This window comes from Parasedimentitalea denitrificans (genome assembly GCF_011813015.1).
Taxonomy (GTDB): Bacteria; Pseudomonadota; Alphaproteobacteria; order Rhodobacterales; family Rhodobacteraceae; genus Parasedimentitalea; species Parasedimentitalea denitrificans.
Window position 1 is genome coordinate 1 of sequence record NZ_QHLQ01000012.1, and the last position, 15,972, is coordinate 15,972.

A 15,972-nucleotide genomic window follows, 5' to 3' on the forward strand; every position below is an offset into this window, starting at 1 on the left:
TTTACTGCACTTGGCATCCCCAAGACAGAGGCGATAGGCTAAATCCGTCCGGTGTCAGGGGAGGTCCGACCTCAACCCTATTTGTGCAACAAAGCCGACTACGGGCGAACGGCTCCACACTCATTGATTGAAGTTAGATTAGGTGATTTAACTTCTGGCAAAGTGGCAGCACATGTACTGTTAGCCAAGGTCTGGTGGAGCGCATATTGACAGAACAAATAGATAATAGTGCCGGATCAACCCCGCCAACCCCAGTAACTCCAGAACCATCAATACCCGAGGTAGTAGAGCCAGCTGCACCAGTGATGGACTGGCTGCCAACAATGCTTGATTTCTTGGCACGACTGATCGAGGCCGCAGCCTGGCCTGGGGCCTTAGTGATCACTGCTTTGATTTTCCGCAAAGAGATCCGTGATATTGCGGGCAATTTGCGCAGCCTCAAATGGGGCGACAAGGAAGCCATTTTGAAAGCATGGAAAAGGTAAAATCAGCTGCCAAAACCTTGGATCCGGTGCAGGCGGAAAGCGACCCGCAGGCCAACCTACTGCTGCAAACATTGTATGAACAGGCTGAAACCTTTCCCGCCGCAGCGATGATGCGGGCCTTTCAACACGTAGAAAGCCACCTAGATATCCTTTTGGAGAAGAACGCCGCCGGTGACCAGTCTACCCTTCCAGAAGCCGCAAGGAAGTCGAAAGGGGTTTTGCGCACCCGCTACTTACAACTTTGGGCGAAGACCAATGGGCTGCTTCCGAAAAACGCATGGACCACATTTGAAGAACTGCGCACGCTGAGAAATCGGGTTGTCCATGAACGGGAAGGTCTTGTTTCTGTGCAAATGGCACAAGATTATATTGCTGTAGCAAGCGAGCTGATGGTCAATTTGTCTCAAAGTCTAGGTGCTGCAGAGCCGGTTCAGAGCGACCATCCCGAGGAATGATCGCCACCAACAGGGGCAAAAATACGCACGATAAACCGTGCAAGTCACATTACTACTTTGGAGGGGAGGCGCTGCGAAATCCGCCGGGAAAAAATAGAGAAGAACAGGGGGCGAACAGATCGGCGGTGATTTTGACGCAAATCTGACACAAGGTGATATATGAAATCGATAAGTATTTATAAAGTATCAATAAAATCAAATGACCTAACCTCCTCCTAAGGGGCAGGTTATAGGTTCGAATCCTATCGGGGTCACCACGGTCCATCCTAGTGTCCACGGCTTGCGCTCTTGCACGTGATGTAAGAGATTGCTGCTTCAACGAATAGGGAGACCGTGTCATGATCATCTATGGGTTGAATACCTGTGCCGATTGCAACAAGGCGCGCAAGGCGCTGGAGGCGATTGGTAAGGATTTCACATTTCGCGATGTGCGCGCTGAACCGTTGAGTGAGGCTGAGCTGGGCGTGTTGATCGCTGAATTTGGCGATCGGTTGGTGGATCGGACAACCAATGACTGGCGGGGGCTTAGCGATTGGCTAAAGCACTCAGAGGCCGAAGATCAGATAACTGCCAAACCCAAACTGATGGCGCGTCCGGTGTTTCAGGATGGTGACAGCTGTTATCTGGGTTGGGACGAAACAGTGCAGGCGGCTGTGTTAGCCGAGTGATGCAATGCGCAGGCCTGTTTAGGGTCTAAACGCGGTAATTTTAGGAAAGATCTCCGACATGAGCATCCCTTCACTTGGCCCTGTCTCCGAAACGGAACGTTGGATCGGGGCGAAAAATCACCAGAGCTATCTGGTGGATAATGCCCTGAAGCAGTTCGATTTCTTCCGGCCCAGTCTGCAAGATAAGGCCGGATTTCACGTGTTGGCGCAGGATGGGGCGGTGCTGGATAGCACGGTGCAAGAACTGCACACGACTACGCGGATGGTTCATTCCTTTGCCTTGGGGAAAATCGCCGGTGTCGAAAACTGTGATGAGATGATCGATCAGGGCATGCGGTACCTGTTCAGCCACCACCGCGACCGCGAACACGGTGGGTTTATCTGGGCGCTGGACGGTGATCAGGTTCATGATGATCGCAAACTTGCCTATGGCCATGTATTTACGCTGCTGGCAGGGGCGAGCGCGCAGGCTGTGGGACATCCCGATGGCACCAAGCTGATTGATGATGTGGACGCGGTTCTTGATCGTCACTTCTGGGAAGAAGACCACGGGCTGTTCTGTGATGAGTGGAACCGCGACTGGACGCCATTCTCAAAGTACCGCGGCATGAACGCCAACATGCATGGCACCGAGGCGCTGCTGTCTGCCTATGAAATCACCGGCCGGGAAAAGTATCTGGATCGTGCTGGGCGTATTCTAGGCTTCTTTCTGGGCAAGGTCGCGCCTAGCGAAAACTGGCGCCTGCCAGAGCATTACTCTGAAAGCTGGGCAATTGACCGAGGTTATAGCGGTGATCCGATGTTCCGACCGGCTGGCACCACGCCCGGTCACTCGTTTGAGTTGGCCCGGCTGCTGCTGCAGTATTGGGATCTCAAAGGGCGGCCTGACGATGGATCGTTGCACACGGCCCGCCAGTTGACATATCGCGCGCTTCAGGATGCTTGGGATGAGCAAAAGGGCGGGTTGGTTTACACGCTGAATTTTGACGGCACACCGGCGATTTCGGATCGATATTGGTGGCCAGTGACCGAAGCGATTGGTGTGTTGGCGGCCCTGCTGAAATGTGATCCGCAGCCCAGTGACGAAGTTTGGTACCGCAAGCTGTGGATTTTCGCAGACCAGCATTTCGTTGATCACGATCGGGGTGGCTGGTTTCCTGAGGTCGATGACAACGGCCAGCCGACCGCTACCCAGTTTCAGGGGAAGCCCGACATATACCACTCTATTCAGGCGGTTTTGTTTCCACTGACCGCTGGAATTTCCAATGCCTATAGTGGGCTAGAGGGACGACTGAAGTCGTAACTCTATCGTGGCATCGGATTGGAAGAGGTGTTGTAGGCCTTCCAATCTGTAATCTCAGGATAATATTTCTGTCGCCAGCTGCGCACACGTGGGTTCATGACACGGCGCCACAAGGGCGGGATCATCGCGGCAACTGTCATGACTGGATACCCGTAGGGAAGTTGCGGTGCATCGTTGGTGGTGTGGTTCTGCAATAGCGGAAAACGTCGGTCGGGTTTGTAGTGATGGTCCGAGTGTCGCTGCAGATTGATCAGTAGCCAGTTTGACGCCTTTTGTGCCGCGTTCCAGGAATGGCGGGGCTGCACATGCTCATACTTGCCGTCGCCTAGGTGCTTTCGGGTCAGCCCATAATGTTCGACATAGTTCACCAGCTCTAGCTGCCAGATCGCGACGCCTGCCTGCACCAGAAACAGCCCAACCCCGGCCCAGCCTCCTAACAGAAACGCAAACGTCAGCATGCCAATCTGGAGCGCCCAGTAGCGGAAAAATGGGTTGGACATATCGGTCCACGGCAGGTCTTTGCGCGCCAACATCGCCTTTTCGGCGTTAAAGGATGAATGCCAGCATTGTTTCAGAACGCGGGGATAGAACCGGTGAAACCCTTCATTATATCGGGCGGTTACCGGGTCGCGTGGGGTGCCGACATAGCGATGGTGCACCAGCAGGTGCTCGGACCGGAAGTGCGAATACAGCACCATGGCCAGCAGGATATCCCCTAACCACCGCTCTAGCTTGTTCTTCTGGTGCATCAGCTCGTGACTGTAGTTGATGCCGATAGTCCCCGATAAAACGCCAACCCCAAAGAACACGCCGAATTTCCCGATGCCTGACAGATGGTCAGCGCGGGTCACGTACCAGATCAGCCCATAGATCATAACGAACTGTAGTGGCACCCAGGCGGTGGTCAGGGCCTTGTACCAGGCCAAATCGTCATCCGGGGTTTGCGGGTCGGCGTTTTCCAGGTTCAGACCAAAGATGCCGTCTAGAATCGTGAACAGATACCAGGTTGCCAGCGGTGCCAGCAGGATTGCCCAACCACCATAGGCTGCTCCTATCCAAACCAGTGGCAGCAGCGCAAATGACATCCAGAACGGCAGCGCGCTTTGCCAGCGGGCAAGGGTTTGCGAGGCGATCATCGGGAGACTCCGGGTGTGTCAGCGTTAGGTGGGCAAATCCTACGCCGGATTGCTAAGCAACCCAAGGGGGTTACTGGCCATGCCACAGGTCAAACGCCTTGCGCATGACTGTGGGCAGGTCGGATGGGCGAAAGTCATTGGCCGCAATACGAAGGTGTCCATCGGCCGGGCTGTGATGAGGTGGCAGTTCAGTCACCATCACCTGCAAGATCAGATGGAAATGAGTAAAGGTGTGACGCACCTCACCGCCCAAATCCCGCCAGTTTGCTGCAAACGGGGGGGTGGGCTCGGGCGCTTCGGACCATTCGGAGCCTGGCCAGCCAAGCATGCCACCCAGTAACCCCTTGTCTGGACGTCGTTCCAACAGCCACTCGCCGTTACTTGCTTGGGCCAGATAGACATGGCCACGTCGGGTTGGTTTCGGCTTCTTTGGTGTCTTCTTTGGGAGCTCAGCAGCTTTTCCCGCGCTGCGGGCCAGACATGGGTCGCGCCACGGGCAAATACCACAGGCCGGAGACTTCGGAGAGCAAATGGTTGCGCCCAGATCCATCACCGCTTGCGCATAATCGCCGGGGCGGCGGTCCGGGGTCAATGCCGCAGCCAATGTCTTTAGCTGAGGTTTGGCCCCCGGCAACGGGGCATCAATGTTGTACAGCCGCGCCATGACGCGCTCGACATTCCCATCCAGAACTGTTTCAGGCAGGTCATACGCGATCGAGGAAATAGCCGCGGCGGTGTAGGGGCCGATGCCCGGCAGTTTTAGCAAACCATCATGGGTCGTTGGAAAAACACCAGCGTATTCATCGGTGACCACACGGGCACATTTTAGCAGGTTACGGGCACGGGCGTAGTATCCCAGACCGGCCCATTCCCCCATCACGTCGCCATCTTCGGCGCTGGCCAGGTCCTGAACTGTCGGCCACCGATGGGTAAAGCGGTGGAAGTAATCTTTGACTGCCGCCACTGTCGTTTGCTGCAACATGACCTCGGACAGCCAGATGCGATAGGGGTCGGGCGTCACACCAGAGGCGCGATCCGAAGGGCTGACCCGCCAGGGCAGGGCACGCGCATGCTCGTCGTACCAGACAAGGATCTGATCGCTTAGCCCTAGTGCGTCATCGTTCAGGTCACGCATTCTTTACCCCTTATGCTGCGGTTTTGCTGGTCCCTGTCTCTGCGCTCTTTACAATAGGGTCAACAGTCACGCAAAACCACGGTCATGGCATATAGACGATCCTCCACACGCGGGTTTAAACGCACCGCCTCTCTGCTGAACGAGCAGATACGTAAAACTGGCGAAAGCCGCGGGTTTGCGGTGTCACGTCTATTGACCCATTGGGCCGAGATCGCAGGCGAAGATATCGCCGCCATCGCGCGGCCAGTGAACGTTGGTTATGGCCGGGGTGGTTTTGGCGCGACGTTGACGGTTCTGACCACAGGGGCGCAGGCCCCGATGTTGGAAATGCAAAAGGAACGTTTGCGGGAAAAGGTGAACGCTGTTTATGGCTATAATGCCATTTCCAAGGTGCGGATTACCCAAACTGCACCCACCGGGTTTGCTGATGGGCAGGTTGAATTCCAATATGCGCCTGTTGAGCGGGCCAAACCCAAACCGGATCAGCAAGCTGTGGCCGATGCGGCCGAGGCGGCGACCGGAGTTGAAAGTGATGAATTGCGCCAAGCGCTAGAGCGTTTGGGGCAAAATGTGTTGAGCAATAATAAAACCCAAGGAAAGGGGACTTAATGGCCCGTTTGATGACTGGTGTTCTGGCTGCAGCTGCAGTCGCTGTTGGGGGCTATGCCCTGATGGGATCTAAGACACCCGGTACCGTACCAGAGCTTCCGTTTGTCGGAGCCGCCACCGCCCAAGATGCAGCCGAGGTCGATACCTCGACGATCACCGAAATGGTAATGGGTGCCGAAGATGCACCAGTGACGCTGATCGAATATGCGTCATACACCTGCCCACACTGCGCTAATTTCCATTCGGGCCCGTATAAGCAGCTAAAGGCCGATTATATTGACACCGGTAAGGTCAAATTCATCTACCGCGAAGTGTATTTCGACCGTTATGGCCTGTGGGCGTCGCTGATTGCGCGCTGTGCCGGCCCCGAGAAATTCTTTGGCATTTCTGACCTGATCTATTCCGGCCAGTCCACCTGGGCCCGCGCTGGCGGTGCATCCGAGATCGTGGATGAGCTGCGTAAAATCGGTCGTTTGGCCGGACTGGAAACAGAGCAGCTAGAGGCCTGTCTTGCGGATGGTGCCAAGGCACAAACGTTGGTCAGCTGGTATCAGGAAAACGCGGAAGCGGATGGCATTCGCTCAACTCCGTCGTTCATTTTGAACGGCACAGCTGTAGCGAACCAAGGCTACGATAGCTTCAAGGCGTTGATCGACGCCGAGCTGGACGGCTAACGACTTTAGGCTCGGCGGCAACGCCGGGCCTATTCTGCGGGTATTGGTATCGAATCCCGTAGCTTTTGGCGCAGGTCCTTGTCCTGTGCGATCTGCAGTCGAACAGGCAGAGTGATCACCTTTGACCGAAAGCTGGCTGGCAGGCGCACTGCGTCTTTTTCAGTGGTCACCAGTTGTGCACCCAAAACTTTAGCCTCGGCTTCAAGTCGGTTCATCAGTGCAGGTGACAGTGTTTGATGATCTTCCAATGCTTCGGCACGGCGGATGTCGGCGCCTAGCGCTGTCAGAGTATCAAAGAACTTTTGCGGATAGCCAATGCCAGCAAAGGCCAGCACCTTGGTCCCGTCCCATGGCATTCCGGTTTCCAGTGGCTGCACCGCGCCGGTAAAATGCGGAAACCCTTTCAAACTGTCCTGCCATGACGCAGCAAAGCGGGCCTGCGCCTTATCTGCGCCAAGCGAAAGCACCAGATCGGCACGTTCAAGTCCCACATCCACAGGTTCGCGTAGCGGGCCTGCGGGCAGGCAACGCCCGTTGCCAAACCCACGCTGGGCGTCGACGACGATGATTGACAGGTCTTTGGCCACAGCGGGATTTTGAAACCCATCATCCAGCACAATCACTGTCGCACCGTTTTTGGCTGCAGCCTGCGCTCCCGCGGCGCGGTCGTGGGAAACCCAGACTTGGGCAAATGCGGCCAGCAGCAGGGGTTCGTCGCCAGTTTGGTCAGCGCCATGCAATTTGGGGTCGACCATTACTGGCCCCCGCAATGAACCGCCGTAGCCGCGGCTGACCACATGCGGCGTGTGGCCCATGTCGCGCAGGGCCTCTAGCAACCAGATCACGGTGGGTGTTTTGCCCGTGCCGCCCGCATTCAGGTTGCCAACGCAGATAACCGGAACACCGGGATCAACTGGGGAGCCCTTGGCAACCCTGCGGGCGGTAGCGCGGCCATAGATCCAGCCCAGTGGGGCCAAAAGCTCCGCACGTATGTCAAACGTCTTTGGTGATTTGTTCCAAAAATCAGGTGGCCGCATGATGAGCCTCTCGTAGGTCCAGTATATCCTGGATCTTGTCCAGCAGCAGATCAGTCAACTCGGCGCTTTCGGTCACAACCTGCCAGCCGGCAACAGCCATCTCAGCCGCCTTGTCCGGAGCGGATAGCTGGATGATTTGCACCGTCAGTTCGTCCTTGCCCTGCACTCGCTGTGCTGCACCCGCTTGGGTTAGACGGTTATACAGGGGCGCGTGATCCCCAACATGCGGGCCATGTAAAATTGCCGATCCCAGTGCTGCGGCGTCCATTGGGTTATGGCCGGTTGCATCCTCTTCCAGCGTTCCGGCGAGTAGGCTGAGCGGGGCGACGCGGTACCATAGCCCTAGATCCTCGTCACAGGTCAACAGGACCTGAGTGTTGTCGTCGATGTCTTCGCCTGCTTCCCAGTCTGACCAGCGTAGTCCAGCGTCCCTTAGTGCATCGCGGGCTGAGTCTAGGTCAGCATAGTGTTCGACTGACAGCACCAATAGCAGGCGGTGCAACAAGCGTAGGGCGTTACGGTGGGCGCCGAGAATGGTAGCGATTTCGGTCGGTCTGGTATGCGCAGATAACCAAACCTGACGGCTGCCTAGATTGTCGCGCATACGGTTCAGTTCGTCTTCGTGATAGGGGGGCAATGTCGACGACAGCCGTAATCGCGAAGTCAGAGTGATTTTGTCAGGGGCGATATGTGAGCGGCGCAATTGTGCAAAGGCGGTGGCGGATGGGGTCAAAATGGCTGAGAACTTGTTGAGTAACTTGCGGCTTTGGTCAGGTAGCCAGCGCCGTTTGCGCGCCGGAAGCTCGTTTGCTTCTATGTCGAGCAACAGCGAGTTGACACCGCGTTCTGCACAGGTCCGCATCAGGATCGGGCGCAAATGCCCGCCAGCCCAAAGACAGACATCGGGGCGCCAGTGACTCAGGAAACGTCGCACATCATTGGGTTGATCCGCTGGAAGCTGCTCAATGGCCAAGTCATATCCGTCGGGAACAGGCATGTCGGCCAGATTCGGCTCGCAGGTCAACATCACTGACAAATCGGGGCGCATTGTCTTTAGCCGTTGCCCCAAATCCCCAAGCGCAAGAAGACGTTCGGCGGTGGTCGCATGAGCCCAGATGAGCTCTCCATCTGGTCGGGGCGGATGGGGCTCGGCTGACGGTGACGCATGCCAGGGTTTGGTTGCAGAAGACGACGTTGGGCGACCCATAGTGATCACCTAGACGCAACGAACGTGAAACAGAGGACCCGCGAGCTGATCGTTTAGGGCAGGGTGCAACCGTTTCGCCATGGTGGTGTTCTCCAGTGGAATTATGTTCCGGCTCAGCGGCAACCTACGCCATTGGCAATGTAGGTCAAGCGCCGCCTGACTATGGGGTGGGCGTGGCGAGCGCGGTCATCAGCGCGCGGTGTAAACCGGTATTTGCGGCAACTACGCCGTCCAGTTGTGGGGTCGGGTTGTTGAATTTAAGCGGCAGGCCCATGCGGTCTGAAATATGGCCACCTGCCTCCCTAAGGATGAGGTCGCCGGCCGCAATATCCCATTCCCAGCTTGGTCGCAGGGTCACCATCGCGTCAAATCCGCCGTCAGCCACACGCGCCATGCGGTAAGCCAGTGAGGGGCGGTGACTGCGGGTGAAGCCGGGCACTGTTCCGCCGTGCCAATGGTGGGCGTCCAGAACCGGACGGGCTGCAAGCACTTCGGCCATGCTCAGGTCTGTCAGGGCTGAGGTACTAATCGGCGCGTCGTTGCACCGGGCCCCTTGCCCCGCAGCGGCGGTGTACATCAGATCCCTTTGGGGCAGGTAGATCACAGCGGCAGTGACCACACCCTGTTCGGCCACTGCCAAGGCATGCGCCCATGTGCGCGACCCAGAGGCAAAGCTGCGGGTGCCGTCGATGGGGTCGATGATGAATACGCGGTCTTTAGACAACCGATCTGCAGTGTCCTCGGTTTCTTCGGACAACCAGCCATAGTCGGGACGTGCCTTAGGTAGCATGTCCTCTAGCATGGCGTTGACCGCCAGATCGGCCTCGGTCACGGGGCCGGCTCCGTCGGGTTTGTCCCAGCGCTTGGCCTCGGGGCCGGTGAACTGTGTCGCGATTTCGCCTGCGCGTCGTGCCGCCTGGATCAGTAGGTCTAGGTCAGTTGCCGGCAAGAGTCATACCTTCGATCAAAATGGATGGCACCACTCGTGACAGATAGGTGCGGGCGTCATTGGCCGGGATGATGCGCATCAGCATGTCGAGCAAGTTCCCGGCGATGGTGCATTCATTGACAGGGTAGGCGATTTCGCCGTTTTCGACCCAGAACCCGGATGCCCCACGCGAATAATCGCCGTTATTCGAGTTGATGGTCGATCCGATCATCGACGTGACCAGCAAACCGGTGCCCATGCTGCGGATCAGGTCCTCGCGCGATTGGTCGCCCTGCGTCAGCTCAATGTTCCAGTTCGACGGTGACGGCACCGAACCGATACCACGCGTCGCATTTCCGGTGCTTTCCAACCCCAGTTTGCGGGCCGAGGCAAGGTCAAGCGTCCAGCCGGTCAGCATGCCGTCTTCGATAATCGCACGACGTTGAGTTGCCAGTCCTTCGCCATCAAAGGGGCGTGAGCCAGCAATGCGGGGGCGGAACGGGTTTTCAATGACCGAGAGGTTTGAGGGTAGGACGTGTTTGCCCATACTGTCCTTTAGCCAGGACGAACCACGAGCAATTGAGGCGCCATTGACGGCAGACAGCAGGTGACCGACCAGCGAAGACGAGATGCGTTCGTCGAACAGCACCGGAAAGCTGCCCGTATCAGGTTTGCGAGCATCCAGACGTTCGACCGCGCGGTTGCCGGCGGTGCGGCCAATTTCGTCGGCAGATCTCAGGTCACCTTGAAAGGTTCGGGAATCGCCGTCGTGGTCGCGTTCCATGCCAGTGCCGGTGCCCGCGATACCAACGCAAGATAAGGATCGGCTGGTACGGCGGTAGCCGCCGGAAAATCCGTTTGATGCGGCCATGTGAACTGAGTGAGTGCCGTAGGAGGAACCCGCCGATTGCACCTGAGTGATGCCATCGATTGCCTGACAGGCGGCCTCGGCAGCCAGAGCATCCTGTTTCAGTACCTCGGGGCTGGGTTCTGGCGTGGTATCTTCCAGCTCAAACGCGGCCAGATCCCAGCTCTGGATCAATTGCGATGGATCGGCGAGGCCGGCATAGGGGTCCTCTGGGGCCTCTTTCGCCATAGCGACAGCGCGTTCCGCCATGGCAACCAGCGTTTCCGGGCGCGCGTCGGATGACGACACCAGCGCCTGTTGCTTGCCCACAAACACCCGTAATCCCAGATCAGTGCCCTCGGACCGTTCGGCGTGTTCCAGCGCGCCTTCGCGCACTTCGATAGAAACCGACTGCCCATCGGCGGCCATGGCATCGGCGCCGTCGGCGCCGGCATTCTTGGCGGCATCAATCAGGGCATGGCAGAGCGATTCTGGAGACTGGGTCATGGGTACCTACTGATTTGATCTGATGAGGGGAACTGGCAAGGACTCTACCAGTGCGCTGGGCTCGTGCAAAGGTGACAATGGCAAAAGGGGCCACAGATTGCAGCCCCTTTATCGTTAAGTGAACGATGCGCTTATTTGATGCGTTGACCGTTGGCCAGGATCTTACCGTCCTTGGTGATTTCCAGATTGGATTTCAGACTGTCTTCACCTTCACCTGGGACAGCAAACATCCCCATCATCATCCGCGCGCCCATGGCGTCAGATTCTGCCACCAGACCCATTTCGATCAGCTTGTCGATCAAACCATTGGCGCCCGAGACTTGCAGCTCTGCGCTGCCGGATGGGGCAGGCATGCCGTCAAAGCTGACGAGGTCATCGTTGTTGAAGGCAAAGTCGCCAGTTGCAGAAACCGAAGCGCCAGCGGCCGAGACGTGCAATTCGTTGATTGTCAGTTCGTTCAGCTGTGCAGGAACATCACCGTCGGAAAGCTGCATCATTTCTTCGAAATTCAACAAGTCGTGAAGCAGCGTGGTTTTACCTGTCAGGTTCATTACCAGAGTAGCCGCATCACGTGGCAAGATGGCGGCAGGGTCAAACATGCCCCACAAACCTTCACCAAGCTTGATACCCTCTAGACCGAAGGCAAGGGTGAAGTCCTGTGGTTCTTCGGACATAGAAACCGGAACGCGGAAGTCACCAGTCATGCGGTCAAAGGCACCGTCCATTGCGATGGCCATGCCCTCGTTGATGGCGATGCCAACGTCGATGTCGGTCGCTTCGGTTGTCAGCTGTACAGCGTCGGTGCTGGCAGAAACTGTACTGGTTGCCGCACCGGCTGTCATGGCCTGAGATGAAACCTCGTTCCCATCAACCACAACAACAGTCTTGGTGTCGCTGGAGGTTGTCGTGCCACTATAATTGAACGACAGCCCCTGATGTAAGGCCGCAGCGAGATTCAAAATCGACATGCCACCAGTTGGCAGTGTGACCTTCGACTGCCCGGTCATGCCTTCATAGGTGCCGGTTGTCGTGGATGTGCTGCCGTTGGGATCCGTAGCCTGGAGAGAGTAACTGATGTTTCCGAAATTGGAGTTTCCGATCAGAGTGATAAGATCACCCAAAGCCAGTTGGCTGGTGCCCTTCACCGCTGCTCCGGAACCGGAAATAGTAAAGTCGCCATCTTTTGCATTCGGTAGATCGCCGAAATCAACATTGCGGGTTTCGAATGTAAATCCATCCAGCGCATAGGTGAATGTGATATCATCTGGAGCGCCCGATGCGGTTAGTTGGGCGTCAACATAGTCGACAACGATATCTGCTGAAATGCGGTCTGTTTCTGGGTTTGGTCCGGTGACAACAAACCTGTATGTCTGTGGGCCATCAAGATCGATAGACAAGGTGCCGTCACCATTGTCATTGAAGGACAGCGTTGGGTACAAAATTTCAAATGAGCCTTGGTCCGCAGGAAAAGCCAGACGCAGCTTTGGTTCGGTGAAATCAACGGTGTTGCCATCGCGGTTAAGTGTGCCGGTCATCTCACCGCCAATCGACTGGGCAAACGCCTGATAGCTGTTCCAGACATCGTCGGCTGTGATGTCAGCCAGTGCGGGTGAGGCAGTCAGGGCTGCAAAGCCAACAGACAGTAGGGCGGTGGAATTCTTGAAGCTCATGAAAAGCCTTTCAAATTGCATGGTTAGAATGTGCTACTGGCAACTAAGCTGCTCGGGTGTGAAATTTCAACCGCGGGGCGCAAAAAAAGGCCGCTTCCTTAGGGGGAAACGGCCTCAACTTTTAGCAATTTCAGCGCTTATTTGATGCGCTGGCCGTTAGCCAGAACCTGACCGTCGTCAGTGATTTCCAGTTTCGAATCTAGCGTGTCTTCGCCTTCACCCGGAACTGCCAACATACCCATCATCATACGCGCGCCCATGGCGTCGCTGTCGGACATCAAGCCCATCATGATCAGTTTATCCATCAACGTATTGGCACCCACCAGTTTCAGGCTGGCGCTGCCGGTTGGGGCAGGCATGCCGTCAAAGCTGGCCAGATCATCATTGTTGAATGTAAAATCACCAGAACCGGTCAGTTTGGCGCCCGCAGCCGAAACCTGCAGCTGGCGGATGGTCAGGGCGTTCAACTCACCCGGCTCTTGGTTGCCCCGATCGACGGCTTCCATGGCTTCGGGATCGAACAGATCAAACAGCAGTTTGCCCTTGCCCGACAGGTCCAGCACAACGGTCGCCGGTTCGTGTGAGAGTTCACCAGTTGGATCAACCATACCCCACAGCATGTCCGGAACTGCAAAATCGCGCAGGGTCAGGCCAAGAGCAAAGTCCTGTTCGGCATCAGACTTGGAAATTGGCATCGCCAGTTTGGCGCCATATTCGGCAAAGGTCAGCGACACCGGGAAGGGCAGGTCACTGCTGTTGACGTTCACCTCGGTCTGCATTTGTGACAGATCATAGGACAGTTTGCCTTCGCCCATCGCAACGGCAAAGCTGCCACCCTCGGATGAGGTTTCCAGCCCAAAGGTGCTTCTGCCATCAACACCCGACATCGAGGCGTTTCCGCCGGCATAGGAAAAGGCTCCGTCAAAAGCAAAGCCCGAGGCCAGCATGGCTGTTACATCGGTGAAATCCAGGCCCATCGGAATGGAGCTTTTCCCGCCAAAGCTAAGCCCCTGAAGGCTACCAGTCGCGGATCCGCCATCGCTTCCGCCGGGTTCTTTGGCGCCGAAATTGTAGTCCAGAGAGGCAGCTGTCATGCTCTGGTCATAGGTCCGGACATTTCCGACGGTCATGTTGGTCTTGGTGACGACATCTACCAATGAAATGGTCGCTTTGACCATGCCATCGGGCATTTCTTCGCCATCAGCCATGACTTTGCCCAAGGCAAGTTCGATTAGCGGAGAAGCGTAGTCGTAGGTCATGTTCTTGGCATCACCAGACACCAGCATCGCGCTGCCATCATGGGAGTAGATCAACTCACCCGATGCTTTGTCGTAGTCGCCGTCAAAGTTGAAAGTGATTGGAAATTTTTCGGGAAAGAGCACATTTACGGTGCCATCACCGTTTTCAGAAAACTGAATTTCAGGAAGGGTCATGCCGATTGTGACGTCTTCTTCGGGGATCGGCATCATCATCGACACGTCGGTTACCGTGAGTGAGCCGCCAGATGATGTCTCAGTGCCATTTACATCATAGCCAGTGCCGGACAGGTAGGATTTCCAATCGTCCCAGACGTCTTGGGCGCTAAGGTCGGCCAAAGCACCCTGACTGGAAAGCACCAATACAAACGCTGCACCATAACTGCGTGCGAGGAAAACTGACATAAGACAACCTTTCTTTTAAAAACTGTAAGAGTATGGTCGGCAGTTGGGTAATCCACGTCAAGGGGCCAGTTCGTCGACCATTCCCCATTAATATAGTAGCACAAATCGGAAGTGCGGTTAGGAGATAAATTAAATGGATTTCAAGGATAAGACAGTCCTCATAACTGGGGCTAGCCGGGGAATCGGTGCCGAAACCGCGCGGGTGTTTGCCGCTGCGGGGGCCAATGTGGCCTTGTTGGCCAGAAGCGCGGACAGCCTGGAGGCGCTTGCGGCTGAGATCGGTGAAAATGCGCTGGCTTTGGCCTGCGATGTGTCTGATTACGCTTCGGTTGAGGCGGCAGTAAAGCAAACCGTTGAGCGGTTTGGCGGATTGGATGTGTTGATCAACAACGCCGGGGTGCTGAAACCTATCGGTCCCATGGTCGAAGCCGACCCAGAGGGTTGGGGATCAGTCATCGATATTAACATCAAGGGTGTGTTCAATGGCATGCGTGCTGCGGTGCCATTGATGAAGGCCGCAGGTGGTGGCTCGGTTCTAACTGTCAGTTCCGGTGCAGCCCATAACCCGCTGGAAGGATGGGGGGCCTATTGCACCTCCAAGGCTGGTGCGGCGATGTTGACACGGGCGCTGGACCTAGAAGAGCGTGGCAATGGTATCCGCGCGATTGGCCTGTCGCCTGGTACGGTAGCCACTGAAATGCAGCGGGAAATCAAGGCGAGTGGCATCAACCGAGTGAGCGATCTGAACTGGGAAGATCATGTGCCCGCAGAGTGGCCCGCCAAAGTGCTGCTGTGGATGTGCTCGGCTGGCGCGGATGAATATGTCGGTACCGAGATCTCGTTGCGTGATGAAGACATCCGTAAGCAGGTTGGTCTTATATGATCGATCTGATGATCGAAGAGTCCGGGCTGTGGGTCGTGACCCTTAACCGCCCGGATAAGGCCAATGCGCTGACGACAGAGATGCTGGAAGAGCTGGTGGATATTGCCAAACGCGCCGTCGAGGCGCGTGGGTTGATCCTGACGGGAACCGGCAAGGTATTCAGCGCAGGTGCGGACCTGGATGAGGCAGCCGCAGGTCTGGCAACTTCTCCCCTGTGGGAGCAGTTGTCAGCGGCCATAGCCGAGCTGCCCTGCCTGACCATCGCTGCTTTGAACGGTACATTGGCGGGGGGGGGCAACGGTATGGCGCTGGCCTGTGACCTGCGGATTGCGGTGCCCAGTGCCAAGGTGTTCTATCCGGTGATGAAGCTGGGCTATTTGCCTCAACCATCAGATCCACGACGGATGTCTGCCCTGATAGGACCAGCACGCACCAAGCTGATACTGGCCGGTGGACAAAAGATCTTGGCGCAGCAGGCCTATGATTTTGGTCTTATTGACCAGATCGTTGAACCACAGGATCTACTTCCGACAGCGCGCACCCTTGTGGCGGACTCGCTTGCCGCCAAGCCAGAGATAGCCCGGCGCATTCTGGAGATGTGTCAGGACACCTGATCCATGTACTCCCGCCCGTCGTTGGTCATCTGCGATGCCCGCCTTCCGTTGGGCGTAGCGCCGCGCAAAGCGCGGCGCTACGCCCAAGGCCGCAAAGGTTGGTTGGCATAGCCAATCCACCTGCGGGCGCGGGAGCATTGTGAGGTGGGTTTC

At 56.6% G+C, this 15,972-nt stretch carries 16 protein-coding genes; 8 read left to right on the top strand and 8 right to left on the bottom strand.

The features are described 5' to 3' along the window. Positions 1–206 precede the first annotated feature (206 nt). From DL239_RS12710 to DL239_RS12725, 4 genes are all read left to right on the top strand, one after another. Entirely contained in the window at positions 207–485 is a 279-nt protein-coding gene (locus DL239_RS12710) for a hypothetical protein (protein ID WP_167684477.1), read from the top strand. A 17-nt stretch (positions 486–502) separates the two neighbouring features. Then, positions 503–940 carry a hypothetical protein gene (locus DL239_RS12715; protein ID WP_167684478.1) on the top strand — a complete coding sequence of 146 codons (438 nt, stop codon included), beginning with the start codon at positions 503–505 and terminating at the stop codon, positions 938–940. Between the two features lie 338 nt (positions 941–1,278). Continuing rightward, positions 1,279–1,608 carry an arsenate reductase family protein gene (locus DL239_RS12720; protein WP_167684479.1) on the top strand — a complete coding sequence of 110 codons (330 nt, stop codon included), beginning with the start codon at positions 1,279–1,281 and terminating at the stop codon, positions 1,606–1,608. A 58-nt stretch (positions 1,609–1,666) separates the two neighbouring features. Beyond that, positions 1,667–2,911, top strand: a complete 1,245-nt coding sequence (locus DL239_RS12725) for an AGE family epimerase/isomerase (RefSeq protein ID WP_167684480.1) — start codon at positions 1,667–1,669, stop codon at positions 2,909–2,911. Positions 2,912–2,913: 2 nt separating this feature from the next. Here DL239_RS12725 and DL239_RS12730 read toward each other — a convergent pair whose 3' ends face one another. Further along, entirely contained in the window at positions 2,914–4,047 is a 1,134-nt protein-coding gene (locus tag DL239_RS12730) for an alkane 1-monooxygenase (protein WP_167684481.1), read from the bottom strand. Positions 4,048–4,117: 70 nt separating this feature from the next. Continuing rightward, the gene (gene mutY / locus DL239_RS12735) at positions 4,118–5,182 is read right to left on the bottom strand and encodes an A/G-specific adenine glycosylase (protein ID WP_167684482.1); all 1,065 of its coding nucleotides are present in this window, start codon (positions 5,180–5,182) and stop codon (positions 4,118–4,120) included. Positions 5,183–5,266: 84 nt separating this feature from the next. On the opposite strand from mutY, the gene DL239_RS12740 reads away from it, so the two are divergent. After that, positions 5,267–5,791 (top strand): DUF721 domain-containing protein, encoded by a 525-nt coding sequence (locus DL239_RS12740; protein ID WP_167684483.1) that lies wholly within the window; start codon positions 5,267–5,269, stop codon positions 5,789–5,791. Next, positions 5,791–6,465: a DsbA family protein gene (locus DL239_RS12745; protein ID WP_167684484.1), complete on the top strand. Its 675-nt coding sequence runs from the start codon at positions 5,791–5,793 to the stop codon at positions 6,463–6,465. Before DL239_RS12740 ends, DL239_RS12745 begins: the two co-directional genes overlap by 1 nt. A 29-nt stretch (positions 6,466–6,494) precedes the next feature. Here the strand turns inward: DL239_RS12745 and lpxK are convergent, their stop codons facing one another. The 6 genes from lpxK to DL239_RS12775 all read right to left on the bottom strand — a co-directional run bounded on the left by lpxK (position 6,495) and on the right by DL239_RS12775 (position 14,322). Continuing rightward, positions 6,495–7,502 carry a tetraacyldisaccharide 4'-kinase gene (gene lpxK / locus DL239_RS12750; protein ID WP_167684485.1) on the bottom strand — a complete coding sequence of 336 codons (1,008 nt, stop codon included), beginning with the start codon at positions 7,500–7,502 and terminating at the stop codon, positions 6,495–6,497. Further along, positions 7,489–8,709, bottom strand: a complete 1,221-nt coding sequence (locus tag DL239_RS12755) for a 3-deoxy-D-manno-octulosonic acid transferase (protein ID WP_167684486.1) — start codon at positions 8,707–8,709, stop codon at positions 7,489–7,491. The genes lpxK and DL239_RS12755 overlap by 14 nt, the downstream gene beginning before the upstream one ends. A gap of 160 nt (positions 8,710–8,869) precedes the next feature. Continuing rightward, positions 8,870–9,658 (bottom strand): inositol monophosphatase family protein, encoded by a 789-nt coding sequence (locus DL239_RS12760; RefSeq protein WP_167684487.1) that lies wholly within the window; start codon positions 9,656–9,658, stop codon positions 8,870–8,872. Next, positions 9,645–10,991 (bottom strand): TldD/PmbA family protein, encoded by a 1,347-nt coding sequence (locus tag DL239_RS12765; protein ID WP_167684488.1) that lies wholly within the window; start codon positions 10,989–10,991, stop codon positions 9,645–9,647. The genes DL239_RS12760 and DL239_RS12765 overlap by 14 nt, the downstream gene beginning before the upstream one ends. Positions 10,992–11,122: 131 nt before the next feature. Beyond that, on the bottom strand, positions 11,123–12,661 hold the full coding sequence (locus tag DL239_RS12770) for a DUF2125 domain-containing protein (protein ID WP_167684489.1): 1,539 nt from the start codon (positions 12,659–12,661) through the stop codon (positions 11,123–11,125). 137 nt (positions 12,662–12,798) lie between these two features. Further along, positions 12,799–14,322, bottom strand: a complete 1,524-nt coding sequence (locus DL239_RS12775; RefSeq protein WP_167684490.1) for a DUF2125 domain-containing protein — start codon at positions 14,320–14,322, stop codon at positions 12,799–12,801. Positions 14,323–14,455: 133 nt separating this feature from the next. Here DL239_RS12775 and DL239_RS12780 point away from each other — a divergent pair, with 133 nt between their 5' ends. Together DL239_RS12780 and DL239_RS12785 are read left to right on the top strand one after the other, a co-directional pair. Beyond that, entirely contained in the window at positions 14,456–15,205 is a 750-nt protein-coding gene (locus tag DL239_RS12780; RefSeq protein WP_167684491.1) for an SDR family oxidoreductase, read from the top strand. After that, positions 15,202–15,819, top strand: a complete 618-nt coding sequence (locus DL239_RS12785) for an enoyl-CoA hydratase/isomerase family protein (protein ID WP_167684492.1) — start codon at positions 15,202–15,204, stop codon at positions 15,817–15,819. The genes DL239_RS12780 and DL239_RS12785 overlap by 4 nt, the downstream gene beginning before the upstream one ends. The last annotated feature ends 153 nt before the right edge of the window (positions 15,820–15,972 follow it).